The organism is Pantoea pleuroti (genome assembly GCF_014156615.1).
GTDB lineage: Bacteria > Pseudomonadota > Gammaproteobacteria > Enterobacterales > Enterobacteriaceae > Pantoea > Pantoea agglomerans.
This window is the reverse complement of sequence record NZ_SBFD01000002.1, coordinates 266,629-283,294: the sequence shown is the minus strand read 5'-3', so window position 1 is coordinate 283,294 and position 16,666 is coordinate 266,629. Positions and strand designations below refer to the sequence as shown.

The window sequence follows — 16,666 nt, the reverse complement described above, 5'->3', positions numbered from 1 at the left end:
CTGACATCCGGATTGCTGTCATCAACACTGCAACGCCGCACTTTCTTTGCGAGACCGCTCCAGCCTGCCTGATCATCCGCTGTTACTTTCATCTCCTTTGCCCAGAATAATCGAACTGAATCAATGGATACGATTATGCTGACATGGACCGTTCTGGCGCGACTGGCGATCGTTGCGACGTTACCGCTACTGCTAATGGCCCGGCTGCCTTCCGGTGAGGTGATGGGGGGCTTCCTCCTCACAGGACTGGCTCTGCTGCATTGCCCTTACCAACCCGTCCGTCTGGCCGGTATTACTCTGCTGTTTCTGGCATGGGCCTGTAACGACGCCCGTCTCATGGTACGGGATATTGAAAAGTTCTCGGCGCGTCCTGCCACCTACACCCTTCAGATTAGTGAACTGCGGAAAGAGCGTAAACAAATCCGGGTTCGTCTGCTGAAAGAGGAGGGCAGGATGATTTTTCCGCCTCGCTTTGCCTGGCTCTGGTTTGATGCTGATCCGGAGGTCTACTGTCCAGGACAACGCTGGACGATGAAACTGCGCCTGCGACCGGTACATGCCCGCCTTAATGAGGGTGATTTCGATGCGCAGCGTTTTGCACTGGCTAATAATACGCCGCTTCAGGGACGAATCCTTAAACAGGTAGCGGTAAGCGATCGCTGTGATAGCCGCTGGCGATTTATTTTATGGCACCGTGACAGGACCCGTGCAATGCCTGCGCGTGCAACGCTGGAGGCACTGGCTTTTGGCATTCGGGATGAGATGAGCCAGCAGACGCGTCAGCTACTGCGGGATACCGGTACCGCGCATCTGATGGCGATATCGGGCATGCATATCGCCCTGGCCGCCAGCACCGGCTGGATGATTGCGCGTGGGGTGCAATTTATCTTGCCAGCCCGTTATATCAGCTATGTTTTTCCTCTCATCGTGAGCTGGCTGTTTGCTGCAATCTATACCTGGCTTTCCGGTGCACAGCCTCCCGCAGAGCGTTCACTGCTTGCCCTGACGCTATGGGCGATAACACGGTTTGCGGGTGTTCAGCTGAATAGCTGGCAGGTCTGGACGTTCTGTATTGCGTTGCTGCTGGTAACCGACCCGCTGACCGTGCTCTCTGACAGCTTCTGGCTCTCGGTACTGGCTGTCGGCATGCTGCTGGTCTGGTATCACTGGTTCCCGCTGCCTGCGGCGTTCCGTCGGCAACGGCGCTGGATTCCGGTACAGTTGCTGCATTTACAGGTGGGCATGATGATTTTAATGGTGCCGTTGCAGGTGGCGATTTTTAACGGCATCAGCCTGACTGCGCTGGTGGCAAATGTTGTCGCGATTCCGGTCGTCTCGTTTATTACCATGCCGCTGGTGACGCTCGCCCTGCTGCTGCCGGTAGCGCATTTATCCGGCTTCTTTTGGGGAGCGGCCGATCTCTCTTTACGTGCACTGTTTCATTGCCTGACGTTGCTGCCACCAGGCTGGTGGCCGCTGAGTGGTACAACCTGGTTTACGGTCATGGTATGGGGCGGTCTGATTCTCTGGCGTGCGCAACTCTTTTTCTCTCTGCCGTTAAGCAGCGGCGCCTTAGCGCTGGCAATGATACTGAGTCGCCAGCCAAATCAGGAGCAAGGCTGGCGAATCGATATGCTGGATATCGGGCACGGTCTGAGTCTGGTGATCAGCCAGGGCGATGAGGCAGTGATGTATGATACCGGCCCGCGCTGGCAGAACGATAATGCGGGGAGTCGGGTGATCATTCCGTGGCTGGAGCGCAGGCAGTTACGGTTAAAACAGGTCATCCTGAGTCATAAACATCTGGATCATACTGGCGGGCTGGAGGCGATTACTCAACGCTGGCCAGCGGTTGAAGTCAGAAGTGCGCTGGCTGATGAGGCACACTTACCCTGCGTACGGGGCACGCAGTGGCGCTGGCGGCAGCTCCACTTTCGGGTGGTCTGGCCGCTGACGGCACCCCTGCCGGGCGGGAATAATGACTCCTGTGTGGTGATCGTCGATGATGGTCAGGTTCGTCTGATGTTAACCGGTGACATTGAAGCGAAAGCGGAACGCCAGCTGGTGGCGCTGGAGAAGCAGGGGCTGAAGGTCGATATCCTGCAGGTCCCGCACCACGGAAGCCGAACGTCGTCGACCTCATTGCTGCTGCGTAAAGCCGCAGGCCACACCGCTATCGCCTCGCTGGCACGCTACAATGCATGGCGTATGCCCGCGAAAAATGTGCTGGAAAACTATCGAACGGCTGGTTTTCACTGGCTGGATACGGGTCAGTCAGGACAAATCAGTATCAGGATAGAGCAGGGCAGAGCGCAGGTTTCCACCTTGCGGGATCAATTAATGCCCCGTTGGTATCATCAGTGGTTTGGCGTCAAACGCGAATCCAGGTAGAATGGCCGGCTATTTCCAACAGCGTGAATAAATAATGCATCAAGATAAAGATCTCTCTACGTGGCAGACGTTTCGCCGACTCTGGCCGATGATCGCGCCTAACAAAGCGGGATTAATTGCGGCCTCAGTCGCCCTGATTATTAATGCTGCGGGCGACGCCTTAATGCTCTCACTGTTGAAACCGTTACTGGATGATGGTTTTGGTAAAGCTGACAGATCGGTGATGCTGTGGCTGCCGTTAGTGGTTATTGGCCTGATGCTGGTACGCGGAGTTACCAGTTATATCTCCAGCTACTGCATCTCCTGGGTCTCTGGCAACGTCGTGATGAACATCCGCCGCCGTCTGTTCAGCCATATGATGGGCATGCCGGTTTCGTTTTTCGACCAGCAGTCAACCGGCACCCTGTTGTCACGCATTACTTACGATTCTGAGCAGGTCGCCTCTTCTTCTTCGGGCGCGCTGGTCACCGTAGTGCGTGAAGGGGCTTCCATTATTGGCCTGTTTATCATGATGTTCTACTACAGCTGGCAGCTGTCGCTGATCCTGATTGTACTGGCACCTATCGTCTCCTTTGCTATCCGCACCGTCTCTAAGCGCTTCCGCACCATCAGTAAAAGTATGCAGAACACTATGGGGCAGGTGACAACCAGCGCCGAGCAGATGCTGAAAGGGCACAAAGAAGTGCTGATTTTTGGCGGACAGGACATTGAATCGGAGCGCTTTTCCCGCGTCAGTAACCGGATGCGTCAGCAGGGAATGAAACTCGTTTCAGCCTCCTCCATTTCCGATCCGATTATTCAGCTGATCGCGTCGCTGGCACTGGCTTTTGTGCTCTATGCCGCCAGCTTCCCCAGCGTCATGGATACCCTGACAGCCGGTACCATCACCGTGGTCTTCTCCTCAATGATTGCCCTGATGCGCCCGCTTAAGTCTCTGACCAACGTCAACGCCCAGTTCCAGCGTGGGATGGCGGCCTGTCAGACACTCTTCTCTATTCTGGATAGTGAGCAGGAAGTGGATAACGGTACGCGCGAAATCACCCGTGCTAAAGGGGATATTGAATTCCGTGATGTGACCTTTACCTACCCTGGTCGTGAAATTCCGGCACTGCGTAATATCAATCTGTCGCTGCCAGCAGGAAAAACGGTGGCGCTGGTGGGCCGTTCCGGTTCCGGTAAGTCTACGATGGCGAGCCTGCTGACCCGCTTTTATGACATCCAGCAGGGCGAAATCCTGCTGGACGGTCATGATCTGCGTGAGTACAGCCTGCGCTCATTGCGTAATCAGGTGGCGCTGGTGTCACAGAATGTGCACCTCTTCAACGACACCATTGCTAATAACATCGCGTATGCCCGCAGTGAGCAATACAGTCGTGAAGAGATCGAGCACGCGGCCACCATGGCGCATGCCATGGACTTTATCAATAAAATGGATAAAGGCCTGGATACGATGATCGGCGAGAATGGCGTGCTGTTATCTGGCGGTCAGCGTCAGCGTATTGCCATTGCCCGTGCACTGTTACGTGATTGCCCGATCCTGATCCTCGATGAAGCCACCTCGGCGCTGGATACCGAGTCTGAACGCGCGATTCAGTCTGCCCTGGATGAGTTGCAGAAGAACCGTACCTCGCTGGTAATTGCGCACCGACTCTCTACCATTGAGAAAGCGGATGAAATCGTGGTAATTGAAGATGGCCAGATTGTTGAACGCGGTACGCATCAGGTGCTGTTAGCAGAACGCGGCGCCTATGCACAACTGCACAAGATGCAATTCGGCCAATGATTGAACGTATCTGGAGTGGTCGCTCACCGCTATGGTTACTGCTATGGCCATTCAGCCTGCTGTATGGTGCGATCACGGCCCTGATACGCTTCAGTTACAGGCGCGGCTGGCGTAAAAGCTGGCGTGCGCCTCTGCCGGTCGTGGTGGTAGGTAACCTGACTGCTGGCGGGAATGGAAAGACGCCGGTGGTCATCTGGCTGGTCGAGGCATTACAGCAGCGCGGCCTGCGCGCTGGCGTGGTCTCCCGAGGATATGGCGGCAAGGCGGAGCACTATCCCTTGCTGGTCACGGCGCAGACCCCCACCGAACAGGCCGGGGATGAGCCGGTATTGATCGCCCAGCGCACCGGAGCACCGGTCGCGGTCGCGCCTCAACGGCGCCGGGCGATTGAGGCGTTACTGAAACAGGGTTCGCTGGATGTGATCATCACGGATGATGGCCTGCAACATTACGCCCTGCAGCGCGATCGCGAAATCGTGGTGGTTGATGGGGTCCGTCGTTTTGGTAATGGCTGGTGGTTGCCTGCCGGACCGATGCGTGAACGTGCCGATCGTCTGCAGCAGGTCGATGCCGTGATCATCAACGGCGGCGAAGCACAGCCCGACGAGATTGCCATGCAACTTCAGCCCGGGCTGGCCACCAATCTGCTCACCGGTGAAAGCTGCCCGACTGAGCAACTGGGTGCGGTAGTCGCGATGGCCGGTATTGGTCATCCCCCGCGTTTTTTCACCACGCTGAAACAGCAGGGTATAACGCCGGTCGCAGAGATCGCCTTTGCCGATCATCACGCCTACAGCAAAGATGAACTGACCCGATTACTCCAGGCGGGTCAGCAACTGCTGATGACCGAAAAGGACGCGGTGAAATGCCGTCACTTTGCCCAGCCTGACTGGTGGTATTTGCCGGTCGATGCCCGTTTGACCGGTAACGCCGTGACGCCGTTACTGGACGATATTGAACAACTCTGTCGCCATATTTCCTGATACCCGCCCCCGTTCAGGTGAAGCCTGATAAGGAAGAGGATGAACAGTACGCATTCACTTTCGCTACAGCAAGCACGCCACCTTCATCTCGCCGCGCAGGGCCTGCTGCGAGCTCCGGCAAAACGCGCTGTTTATCAGGATCTGATTGACTGCATTTCCCGCATGTCGCTGCTGCAAATCGATACCATTCATGTGGTGGCCCGTAGTCCGTATCTGGTGCTGTTCAGTCGCCTGGGGAACTATCCTCAGGCATGGCTGGAACAGGCTCTGGCACAGGGCGAACTCTTTGAGTACTGGGCGCACGAAGCCTGCTTTATTCCCCGTGCCGATTACAGACTTCTTCGTCATCGCATGCTGTCGCCGGAACGTCTGGGCTGGAAATACAATGCGCAATGGGTCGCTGAGCACCAGCAGGCCATTGCCGGATTACTGCAGCAGATCAGAGACAACGGCCCGGTACGCGCCGCCGATTTTACCCACGCCGATAACCCGAAGTCAGGCTGGTGGGCATGGAAACCGCACAAACGTCATCTGGAAAATCTGTTCAGTGCCGGTGAGCTGATGGTCACCGAACGCCGTAATTTTCAGCGTGTCTACGATCTGCGTAGCCGCGTAATGCCCGACTGGCAGGATGCGATACATGGCATCAGTGAAGCGGAGGCAACCCGTCAGATGCTGATGAACAGCGCCCGCAGCTTAGGGGTTTTCCGCGCGGCCTGGCTGGCGGATTACTATCGCCTGAAGCGGGCACCCGTGAATGACTTTATCGCTGACGCCCAGGCTGCGGGCGATCTGGTCGCCGTCAATACAGAGGGACTGGGCGCAATGTGGCTGCATCGCGACTCTTTGCCGTTGCTGGAGACGCCGCTGCAGGCGACGCACAGCGCGCTGCTGTCGCCGTTTGATCCGGTGGTCTGGGATCGCAAGCGCGCGCGGGAGCTGTTCAATTTTGACTATCGTATTGAGTGCTATACCCCGGAGGAAAAACGCAAATTTGGCTATTTTGTTTTGCCCATCCTCCATCGTGGTCAGATAAAAGGGCGACTGGATGCCCGCATGCTGCGTCAGGCAAAACAGCTGGAGATTAAAAATATCTGGCTGGAGGAGAAGACCCGCGTTACGGCGCGATTTTTAGTGGATATCCGGCGTGCTATCGAACGCTTTGCGACGTGGCAGGGTGCTGAAAGCGTCGTTATTTTGCAGGCACCCGACGCGCTTAACGATCAGTGGCCAGCCCTGTGGACGCTGGATTAATCAATTTTGCGGCAGCCGCTGCGGGATGGCGTTTTACCCCATCCCGCACGAGCCGCGCTATGGTATGCTTGAATCCTTAAGCATTCGGTCCCTGATGGAGGACATATGGATCATCGTTTACTCGAAATCGTTGCCTGCCCGGTTTGCAATGGCAAACTCTACTTCAACAATGCTCAACAGGAGCTGATCTGCAAACCCGACGGCCTGGCCTTCCCGGTCCGGGACGGCATTCCGGTGCTGCTGGAAACAGAAGCCCGCACGCTGTCAGTTGAAGAGATTCATCCATGAGTTTCACCGCTATCATTCCTGCGCGTTATGCGTCAACCCGCTTACCCGGCAAGCCGCTGCTCGATATCCACGGTAAACCGATGGTCGTGCATGTAATGGAGCGGGCCCGTGAATCGGGTGCCAGCCGGGTCATTGTTGCTACCGATCATCCCGACGTGGCGCAGGCAGTGGAAGCGGCAGGCGGCGAAGTCTGCATGACGCGCGCCGATCACCAGTCTGGCACTGAGCGGCTGGCGGAAGTGATCGAAAAATATCAGTTTGCCGATGATGAAATCATCGTAAACGTGCAGGGCGACGAGCCGATGATTCCGGCCGAGATTGTGCGTCAGGTGGCGACCAATCTGGCGGGGTCGGCGGCCGGGATGGCGACGCTGGCGGTGCCGATCACCGATGTGGAAGAAGCCTTTAATCCGAATGCGGTGAAAGTCGTCATGGATGTGAATGGCTACGCGCTCTATTTTTCACGGGCGACCATCCCCTGGGATCGTGAACGGTACGCCGCATCGCGCGAGCAGATCGGTGATACGCTGCTGCGCCACATTGGCATCTACGCCTACCGTGCTGGTTTTATTCGCCGCTATGTCGCCTGGGCGCCTTGTCCTCTGGAACAGATTGAGCTGCTCGAGCAACTGCGTGTTTTATGGTACGGCGAAAAAATTCATGTCGCCGTCGCGAAAACCATTCCCAGTGTGGGTGTGGATACGCCAGACGATTTGCAACGCGTTCGTGATGCCATGCAGGCCTGACAAACGGGGAGCCTGTCTCCCCGTTTCAGCGCAACGTTCTTGATCCGCCGCTAAACTTATCTCCAACACTTCCTTCAGGATATTGTGATACTCATCTGAGGAGGATGCCGCATGGAACAGCTTAAATCGGAACTCACGCTGGCGCTGGGTGAAACCATCAGCCGCCTCGAAATGATCAGTGAACATCCACCCACCCGGCTTTATGCGTTATACGATCGGGACGGGCGCCCCATGCCGGTGGTGGCGAAATATTTTCGTCATCAGGGCCGGGCGGCGATGGAAGCCAGAAAGCTGGCGCTGCTGGGCCAGGCCGGACTGATCGCCGTGCCGGCGGTCTATGGTCTGGTGATGAGCCAGCAGCCGCCGGTGCATGAAATGCTCCTGCTGGCGCGACTGAATGGCGTGACGGCGGAGGCACCTGCGCGGGATGCTCAGCGCTGGCAACAGTTTTGCGAACAGGTGGTCGAGGGAGTGCTGGCCTGGCACCGGCTCGACAGCCATGGCCTGGTCGGTACGGTGGACAGCACGCAGCAGAACAGCTGGCCCGCCTGGTATGCTCAACGGGTTGAAGTGCTATGGGCGACCCTGAGCTATCTGCGTCCGCCAGCCTTTACGCTGGAAGATCGCCAGATTCTGTTTCGCTGCCGGGCGCGACTGGCGCATCTGTTTCGCGGCTTCGACGATCCCTGTGTGATGGTTCACGGCAACGTGCAGTTGCAGAGCATGCTGAAAGATAGCCGCAGTGACCAGTTAATCGCGATGACACAGCCGGGCACCCTCCTCTGGGCACCCCGTGAATACGATCTTATCCATCTGGATACCTCGCCTGCCGAAACGGCGCTGTTGCACAGCTACCTGCAACGGGCGCCTGTTTCAGAAGGTTTTGTCTGGCGTCGGTGGGTTTATCAACTGTGGGACTGCATTGATCATCTGGTACAGACCGGCACGTTTAATCGTCCGCGTTTTGACCATGCACGCGCGCAATTACTTCCCTGGCTCGGCTGAGTCCGATTCCTCGCCTTTCAGCTGTTGCAATAGTGTGCCAAGCGTTTCGTAGACCGCACGTTCGCTGTGACTCAGCCAGATCGATGAGGGTATCGCCCGTTCCCATCCATTCAGCGGTGACGTAATCGCCAGCTGATTCGCGGGAGCGGCCATCGGTTTCAACCCGACAGCGTGGAAAAAGCGTATTGCCCGCGGCATATGATTCGCTGATGTGACCAGCAGAAACGGGCGATCGCCCACCACGGTTTTAACTGCCTGCGCTTCATCCGCGGTGTCACGGGGCTGGTCGAGAATCTGAATATGTTCGCGGGGTATGCCCAGACTTTCCGCCACCTGTGCCGCTACCCAGGCGCTACTCTTTGGATTGGTGCCGCCCGCTGCGCCGGTAAAAATCAGGGTCGACTGCGGATTCCGCTGCCACTGACGAACGCCTTCTGCCACGCGCGGCAGACTGTTATTCAGCAGGTTCGAGCTGGGTGCCCACGCCGGGTTAAAGGTGTAGCCTCCACCCAGCACCACAATGTAGTCCACCTTCTCTGATCCGTTCCAGGTCGGATAGCGGCTATCCAGCGGCAAAAGCAGACGATCGGCCAGCGGTTGCAGGCTCAGCAGTAGTAGTAACAGCCAACTGACGGTGATCACGGTTTTGCCGCTTTTCTGCCAGCCAGTAAACCAAAGCAGTAAAATGCCAAGCGCCATCAGCAAAAGCAGAAACGGCAGGGGTAAAAGCAGCCCGCCGATAACTTTTTTAAGGGTAAATAACATCAAAAAAGAGTCCTGTTGTCCGAAAATAGAGCACCCGGAAGGGAAGATGGGGATGAAAGGTTCATTCTTCTGGTGCCTGTGACAAAATAGCACAAGTCTCACCGCAGCATACCGGAGCGCATGCCATGCAGGATCGTAACTTTGACGATCTCGCGGATAAATTTTCGCAAAATATTTACGGCACCACTAAAGGGAAGATACGCCAGGCCATCCTCTGGGATGAGCTGGAGAAGATAGTGCCCGGTCTGTCACCGCACCCGCTGTCGGTGCTGGATGCTGGCGGCGGTGTCGGCCAGGTCTCCAGCGGGCTTGCTGCGCAGGGCCATCAGGTTCTGCTGTGCGACCTTTCCAGCGAGATGCTGCGCCGGGCCGCGGAAAATGCGGCGGCGCAGGGTGTGAGCCACAACATGCAATTCAGACAAATTAGCGCTCAGCAGGTGGGTGAACATTTGGATAAGCCGGTGGATCTGGTATTGTTCCACGCTGTGCTTGAGTGGGTCGCTGAACCGGAGAAGGTGCTGAAAGCGCTGTTCGAACTGCTGCGTCCGGGGGGCGTCATGTCGCTGATGTTTTACAATCTGCACGGCCTGACATTGCGCACCTTAACGCTGGGTAACTTCGGCTATCTGCGCACCAACCTGACCAAACGCAAAAAGCGAACGCTGTCGCCTGACTATCCGCGCGACCCCGAGCAGGTCTATCGCTGGCTGGAAGCGTGTGGCTTTGTGATTGAGCAGCGTGCCGGGATCCGGGTGTTCAGCGACTACATGAAGCCGCCGAAGGGCGAGCCAAAAAGCGACGACGAAATTATTGAGATGGAGCGGCGTTACTGCCGTCAGGAACCCTTTTTGAGCTTAGGGCGCTACATCCACGTGACCGCGCGTAAACCCGGGCAGAAGGACGAATTATGAGTGAATTTTCCCAGACGGTACCTGAACTGGTCTCCTGGGCGCGCAAAAATGACTTTTCCCTTGCGCTGCCAGTGGAACGTCTGGCCTTTTTGCTGGCTATCGCCACCCTCAACGGTGAGCGGATGGATGGCGAAATGAGCGAAGGCGATCTGATTGATGCTTTCCGTCACGTCAGTAAAGCTTTCGAACAAACCCATGAAACCGTGTTGGTTCGTGCCAACAACGCCATCAACGACATGGTGCGACAGCGCCTGCTCAACCGTTTTACCAGTGAACTCACGGAAGGCAATGCCATCTATCGCCTGACGCCGCTGGCGATCGGCATCACCGACTATTACATCCGTCAGCGTGAGTTCTCGACCCTGCGCCTGTCGATGCAGCTGTCGATTGTGGCCAATGAGCTTAAGCGGGCAGCCGATGCCGCGCAGGAAAACGGCGATGAGTTTCACTGGCACCGCAATGTTTTCGCGCCGCTGAAATATTCCGTGGCGGAGATCTTCGACAGCATCGATATGACCCAGCGTCTGATGGATGAACAGCAGCAGGCGGTTAAAAATGATATCGCCGAACTGCTGAATAAAGACTGGCGTGCGGCCATCTCCAGCTGTGAAATGCTGCTTTCTGAAACCTCAGGGACGCTTCGTGAACTGCAGGATACGCTGGAAGCCGCGGGCGACAAACTTCAGGAAAATCTGCTGCGCATTCAGGATGCCACGCTGGACAGTCCCGATCTGGGCTTCGTCGATAAGCTGGTGTTTGATCTGCAAAGCAAACTCGACCGTATTACCAGCTGGGGCCAGCAGGCGATTGACCTCTGGATCGGCTATGACCGCCACGTCCATAAATTTATTCGTACCGCCATCGACATGGATAAAAACCGCGTCTTTGCGCAGCGCCTGCGGGTATCGGTGCAGAATTACTTCGACGCGCCCTGGGCGCTGACCTATGCCAACGCCGACCGCCTGTATGACATGCGTGATGAGGCGCTGACGCTGCGTAACGATGAAGTGATGGGCGAACTGCCGCCGGAGATGGAGTACGAAGAGATCAACGAAATCCGCGAACAGCTGGCAGCGATGATTGAAGAAGCGCTGCAGGTCTACAAATCGCAACAAAAACCGCTCAACCTCGCGTCAGTGATGCGCGACTACCTTGCCCAGTATCCCCGAGCCCGCCATTTCGATCTGGCGCGTATTGTGGTGGATCAGGCGGTGCGCCTTGGCGTAGCGGAAGCTGATTTAGCCGGTTTGCCTGTGGAATGGCAAGCCATCAATGATTACGGAGCCAAGGTGCAGGCACATGTCATCGACAAATATTGAACAAGTGATGCCGGTTAAGCTGGCACAGGCACTGGCCAACCCGATTTTTCCCGCGCTGGACAGCCAGTTACGCGCCGGACGCCATATCGGTATCGAAGAGCTGGATAATCACGCTTTTCTGATGGACTACCAGTCGTTTCTCGAAGAGTTTTACAGCCGCTACAACGTTGAGTTAATTCGTGCGCCGGAAGGCTTTTTCTATCTGCGTCCGCGTTCAACCACGCTGATTCCGCGTTCCGTGCTCTCTGAACTGGACATGATGGTCGGGAAGATTCTCTGCTATCTCTATCTCAGCCCGGAAAGACTGGCCAATGAAGGTATCTTCACCCAGCAGGAGCTGTACGACGAACTGCTCTCTCTGGCCGATGAGAACCGCCTGCTGAAGCTGGTCAACCAGCGTTCAACCGGTTCGGATCTGGATCGCACCAAACTGCAGGAGAAAGTGCGCGCCTCTCTGAGCCGCCTGCGTCGCCTTGGCATGGTGTGGTTTTTCGGCAACGACAGCAGCAAGTTCCGCATCACGGAATCGGTGTTCCGCTTTGGTGCCGACGTGCGCGGCGGTGATGATGCCCGTGAAGCGCAGCTTCGTCTGATTCGTGATGGCGAAGCCATGCTACTGGAAAACGCGACAGCACCGGTCGACACCGATGAAGGTGAAGGGCAGGAAGGTGACGCGAGTGAGAACGCAGAGGAAGAACAGGCATGATTGAGCGCGGAAAGTTTCGTTCGCTTACGCTGATCAACTGGAACGGCTTTTTTGCCCGTACCTTTGATCTTGATGAATTAGTGACCACGCTGTCAGGCGGTAACGGTGCGGGTAAGTCCACCACGATGGCGGCATTTGTCACCGCGCTGATCCCCGATTTAACGCTGCTGCATTTCCGTAACACCACCGAAGCGGGCGCGACTTCAGGATCCCGTGACAAGGGTCTGCACGGTAAACTGCGGGCCGGCGTCTGCTACTCCATGCTCGATGTGGTGAACTCACGCCATCAGCGTGTCGTGGTCGGTGTCCGTCTGCAACAGGTCGCCGGACGTGATAAAAAGGTCGATATCAAGCCATTCAGTATCCATGGCCTGCCCACCGACACCAACCCAACCGATATGCTGACGGAAGTGCTCAACAGCCGTCAGGCACGCGTATTACCGCTGAACGAAGTCAAAGAGCGGGTTGAGGCGCAGGAAGGCGTGCAGTTCCGCGCCTATAACTCCGTCACCGATTATCACGCCATGCTGTTTGATCTTGGCGTGGTGCCGCGTCGTCTGCGCTCTGCCAGCGATCGCAGCAAGTTTTATCGTCTGATTGAAGCCTCGCTGTATGGCGGTATCTCCAGCGCCATCACCCGATCGCTGCGTGATTACCTGCTGCCAGAAAACAGTGGCGTGCGCAAAGCATTCCAGGATATGGAAGCCGCGCTGCGCGAGAACCGCATGACGCTGGAGGCGATCCGCGTTACCCAGTCTGACCGCGATCTCTTCAAGCATCTGATTTCCGAGGCGACCAGCTACGTTTCGGCTGACTATATGCGCCACGCCAACGAGCGTCGGGGACACCTCGACAGCGCGTTACAGCTGCGCAGCGAACTGTTCAGCAGCCGTAAGCAGCTCGCCACCGAGCAGTATCGTCATGTTGAGATGGCGCGCGAACTGGCTGAGCACAGTGGTGCAGAAAACGATCTTGAAGTCGATTATCAGGCTGCCAGCGATCACCTGAACCTGGTACAGACGGCGATGCGTCAGCAGGAGAAGATTGAGCGCTACGATGCGGATATCGAAGATCTGACGCTGCGGCTGGAAGAGCAGACTGAAGTGGTCGCAGAAGCGCGTGAAATTCAGGAAGAGAATGAAGCGCGTGCCGAAGCGGCTGAGCTGGAAGTGGATGAGCTGAAAAGTCAGCTGGCCGATTTCCAGCAGGCGCTCGACGTGCAGCAAACCCGCGCTATCCAGTATCAGCAGGCATTGCAGGCGCTGGAGCGCGCCCGCACGCTCTGCCAGCTGCCCGATCTGAGCATTGAAAATGCGGCTGAATGGCAGGAAAGCTTCCAGGCGAAAGAGGAAGAGGCGACAGAACGGTTGCTGCGCCTGGAGCAGAAGCTGAGCGTAGCGGAAGCGGCGCACAGTCAGTTTGAACAGGCGCTGGCGCTGGTGACCAGCATTGCCGGTGACGTGACCCGTCAGGATGCCTGGCAAACCGGCCGCGAACTGCTGCGTGATGCCAGCAACCAGCGTCATCACGCCGAGCAGCTCTCTTCGCTGCGTCTGCGTCTCAATGAGCTGGAACAGCGTCTGCGCGAACAGCATGAGGCGGAGCGTCTGCTGGCGGAATTCTGCAAGCGTCAGGGGCAGCATTATGAAGCGGATGCGCTGGCAGGCCTGCAGCAGGAGCTTGAAGCACAGATTGAACAGCTGAACAGCAGCGTCTCCGACGCCGGTGAGCAGCGCATGATGATGCGCCAGGAGCTGGAGCAGCTGCGTGAACGCATCACCAGCCTGACCGCTCGTGCGCCACACTGGCTGGCGGCGCAGGAGATCCTGACCCAGCTTAGCGAGCAGACCGGCCAGGCGCTGAACAGCAGCCAGGACGTGACCGAATATATGCAGCAGCTGCTGGAGCGTGAGCGTGAAACCACCGTCGAGCGCGACGAAGTGGCCGCTCAAAAACGCGATATCGAGCAGCAGATTGAACGTCTTAGCCAGCCGGGCGGTGCCGAAGATGCGCGCCTGACTCAGCTTGCCGAACGGTTTGGCGGCGTGTTGCTGTCAGAGATTTATGATGATGTGACGCTGGATGATGCGCCTTACTTCTCGGCGCTCTACGGTCCGTCGCGTCATGCGATTGTGGTGCCGGATCTCTCCCGCGTTCGTGAGTTGCTGGATGGTCTGGAAGAGTGTCCGGAAGATCTCTACCTGATCGAGGGTGATCCGCAGTCGTTCGATGACAGCGTCTTCAGCGTCGATGAACTGCAGAATGCGGTGGTGGTGAAGGTGGCAGAGCGTCAGTGGCGCTACTCCCGCTTCCCGAAAATACCGCTGTTTGGCCGCGCGGCGCGTGAGAATCAGCTGGAGCTGCTGCACCTTGAGCGCGATAAGCTGGCCGAACGCTACGCCACGCTGTCGTTCGACGTGCAGAAAACGCAGCGTCTGCATCAGTCATTCAGCCGCTTTATCGGCAGTCATCTGGCCGTCGCCTTTGACGCCGATCCGGAAGCGCAGATCCGTCAGCTCGGCGCACGCCGGGGTGAGCTGGAGCGCGCGCTGAATCAGCATGAGAGCAACAATCAGCAGCAGCGTCAGCAGTATGAGCTGGCCAAAGAGGGCGTATCACAGTTAAACCGGCTGCTGCCACGCGTCAATCTGCTGCTGGACGACACGCTGGGCGATCGCTGTGAAGAGATCCGCGAGCAGGTCGATGCCGCACAGGAAGCGGCGCGCTTCCTGCATCAGCATGGCGCTAAGCTGGCGAAACTGGAACCGATTATCGCCGTGTTGCAGAGCGATCCGGAACAGCATGAGCAGTTACAGGCGGATTATCAGCAGGCGCAGCAGCAGCAGCGCAACGCCCGTCAGCAGGCCTTTGCCCTGACAGAAGTGGTGCAGCGTCGCGCCCACTTCAGCTACGACGACTCGGCCAGCATGCTCAATGGCAAAAACGACCTCAGCGATAAGCTGCGCCAGCGTCTGGAACAGGCTGAGGGCGAACGCAGTCGCAGTCGTGATCGCCTGCGTGAACATCAGGCGCAGCTGACGCAATACTCCCAGGTGCTGGCCTCGCTGAAAAGCGCCTATGACGCCAAACGCGACATGCTCAAAGAGCTGCAGCAGGAGATGCAGGATATTGGCGTCCAGGCTGACAGCAGCGCGGAAGAGCGCGCGCGTGTTCGCCGTGACGAACTCTACACGGCACTGAGCCATAACCGCGCCCGCCGCAATCAGCTGGAGAAACAGCTCACCTTCTGCGAAGCGGAGATGGATAACCTGCAGAAGCGACTGCGTCAGCTGGAGCGTCAGTATCATCAGGTGCGCGAACAGGTGGTCAGCGCCAAAGCGGGCTGGTGTACCGTACTGCGTCTGGTGAAAGAGAATGGCGTTGAGCGTCGTCTGCATCGTCGTGAACTGGCCTACCTGAGCGGCGATGAGCTGCGCTCTATGTCGGATAAAGCGCTGGGTGCGCTGCGTCTGGCGGTAGCAGACAACGAACATCTGCGCGACGTGCTGCGACTGTCGGAAGATCCAAAACGTCCGGAACGTAAAATTCAGTTCTTTATTGCGGTTTATCAGCATCTGCGCGAGCGTATTCGTCAGGATATTATTCGTACAGACGATCCGGTCGAAGCAATTGAGCAGATGGAAATCGAACTGAACCGTCTGACGGAAGAGCTGACGGCGCGTGAGCAGATGCTGGCAATCAGTTCGCGCAGTGCGGCCAATATCATCCGTAAAACGATCCAGCGTGAACAGAACCGCATCCGCCAGCTAAACCAGGGTCTGCAGACCGTCAGCTTTGGTCAGGTACGCAGCGTGCGGCTCAACGTGAACGTGCGTGAAACCCACGCCATGCTGCTGGATACGCTGTCGGAAGAGCACGAGCAGCATCAGGATCTCTTTAACAGCAATCGGCTGACCTTCTCGGAGGCGCTGGCGAAGCTCTATCAGCGTCTTAATCCGCACATTGATATGGGGCAGCGTACGCCGCAGACCATCGGTGAGGAGCTGCTGGACTACCGCAACTATCTGGAGATGGAAGTGGAAGTCAACCGCGGTTCCGATGGCTGGCTGCGCGCAGAGAGCGGGGCGCTCTCAACCGGTGAAGCGATCGGTACCGGTATGTCCATTCTGGTGATGGTGGTGCAGAGCTGGGAAGAAGAGTCCCGTCGTCTGCGCGGCAAAGATATTTCGCCATGCCGACTGCTGTTCCTTGATGAAGCGGCCCGTCTGGATGCCCGCTCCATCGCCACGCTGTTTGAACTCTGTGAGCGACTGGAGATGCAGCTGGTGATTGCAGCGCCGGAGAATATCAGTCCGGAAAAAGGCACGACCTACAAACTGGTGCGTAAGGTGTTTAATAACACCGAGCATGTGCATGTGGTCGGTCTGCGTGGTTTTGCTGCCGATCCTTCGCCGGTGCGGGCGGGAAGCGACGCAGATGCGCTGCCCGATTTAACCGCTGAAAATTCGCAGGCTGAAACGTAGTCAAAAACTGAACCATTCGTTAATCTGGTTA

Annotated in this window: 12 protein-coding genes; 11 read left to right on the top strand and 1 reads right to left on the bottom strand. The window is 57.2% G+C overall.

All coding sequences use genetic code 11. From position 1 onward, the window contains the following. Positions 1 to 135 precede the first annotated feature (135 nt). From EPG66_RS05330 to EPG66_RS05300, 7 genes are all read left to right on the top strand, one after another. A complete protein-coding gene (locus tag EPG66_RS05330; RefSeq protein ID WP_182686152.1) occupies positions 136 to 2,391 on the top strand; it encodes a DNA internalization-related competence protein ComEC/Rec2 in 2,256 nt (751 codons plus the stop codon). A gap of 34 nt (positions 2,392 to 2,425) precedes the next feature. Further along, positions 2,426 to 4,174, top strand: a complete 1,749-nt coding sequence (gene msbA / locus EPG66_RS05325) for a lipid A ABC transporter ATP-binding protein/permease MsbA (protein ID WP_031594110.1) — start codon at positions 2,426 to 2,428, stop codon at positions 4,172 to 4,174. After that, positions 4,171 to 5,157 carry a tetraacyldisaccharide 4'-kinase gene (lpxK, locus tag EPG66_RS05320; protein ID WP_182686150.1) on the top strand — a complete coding sequence of 329 codons (987 nt, stop codon included), beginning with the start codon at positions 4,171 to 4,173 and terminating at the stop codon, positions 5,155 to 5,157. Before msbA ends, lpxK begins: the two co-directional genes overlap by 4 nt. Positions 5,158 to 5,196: 39 nt before the next feature. After that, on the top strand, positions 5,197 to 6,411 hold the full coding sequence (locus tag EPG66_RS05315) for a winged helix-turn-helix domain-containing protein (RefSeq protein ID WP_163792565.1): 1,215 nt from the start codon (positions 5,197 to 5,199) through the stop codon (positions 6,409 to 6,411). Between the two features lie 105 nt (positions 6,412 to 6,516). Continuing rightward, complete coding sequence (locus EPG66_RS05310; protein ID WP_003849374.1) at positions 6,517 to 6,699, top strand: Trm112 family protein; 183 nt, start codon at positions 6,517 to 6,519, stop codon at positions 6,697 to 6,699. Continuing rightward, positions 6,696 to 7,445 (top strand): 3-deoxy-manno-octulosonate cytidylyltransferase, encoded by a 750-nt coding sequence (kdsB, locus tag EPG66_RS05305; RefSeq protein WP_010254955.1) that lies wholly within the window; start codon positions 6,696 to 6,698, stop codon positions 7,443 to 7,445. Before EPG66_RS05310 ends, kdsB begins: the two co-directional genes overlap by 4 nt. 111 nt (positions 7,446 to 7,556) lie before the next feature. Then, positions 7,557 to 8,450, top strand: coding sequence for a fructosamine kinase family protein (locus tag EPG66_RS05300; protein WP_083068552.1), 894 nt, complete (start codon positions 7,557 to 7,559; stop codon positions 8,448 to 8,450). On the opposite strand, the gene elyC is transcribed toward EPG66_RS05300, so the two are convergent. Beyond that, a complete protein-coding gene (elyC, locus tag EPG66_RS05295) occupies positions 8,430 to 9,215 on the bottom strand; it encodes an envelope biogenesis factor ElyC (protein WP_083068550.1) in 786 nt (261 codons plus the stop codon). The two genes, EPG66_RS05300 and elyC, sit on opposite strands and share 21 nt — an antisense overlap. Before the next feature lie 125 nt (positions 9,216 to 9,340). On the opposite strand from elyC, the gene cmoM reads away from it, so the two are divergent. The 4 genes from cmoM to mukB are packed head-to-tail and all read left to right on the top strand — an operon-like array spanning position 9,341 to position 16,635. Next, the gene (gene cmoM, locus EPG66_RS05290; protein WP_115758708.1) at positions 9,341 to 10,126 is read left to right on the top strand and encodes a tRNA uridine 5-oxyacetic acid(34) methyltransferase CmoM; all 786 of its coding nucleotides are present in this window, start codon (positions 9,341 to 9,343) and stop codon (positions 10,124 to 10,126) included. Continuing rightward, a complete protein-coding gene (gene mukF / locus EPG66_RS05285) occupies positions 10,123 to 11,445 on the top strand; it encodes a chromosome partition protein MukF (protein ID WP_003849384.1) in 1,323 nt (440 codons plus the stop codon). Before cmoM ends, mukF begins: the two co-directional genes overlap by 4 nt. Further along, a complete protein-coding gene (mukE, locus tag EPG66_RS05280) occupies positions 11,426 to 12,151 on the top strand; it encodes a chromosome partition protein MukE (RefSeq protein WP_022625940.1) in 726 nt (241 codons plus the stop codon). The genes mukF and mukE overlap by 20 nt, the downstream gene beginning before the upstream one ends. Next, complete coding sequence (gene mukB / locus EPG66_RS05275; RefSeq protein WP_115758709.1) at positions 12,148 to 16,635, top strand: chromosome partition protein MukB; 4,488 nt, start codon at positions 12,148 to 12,150, stop codon at positions 16,633 to 16,635. Before mukE ends, mukB begins: the two co-directional genes overlap by 4 nt. The last annotated feature ends 31 nt before the right edge of the window (positions 16,636 to 16,666 follow it).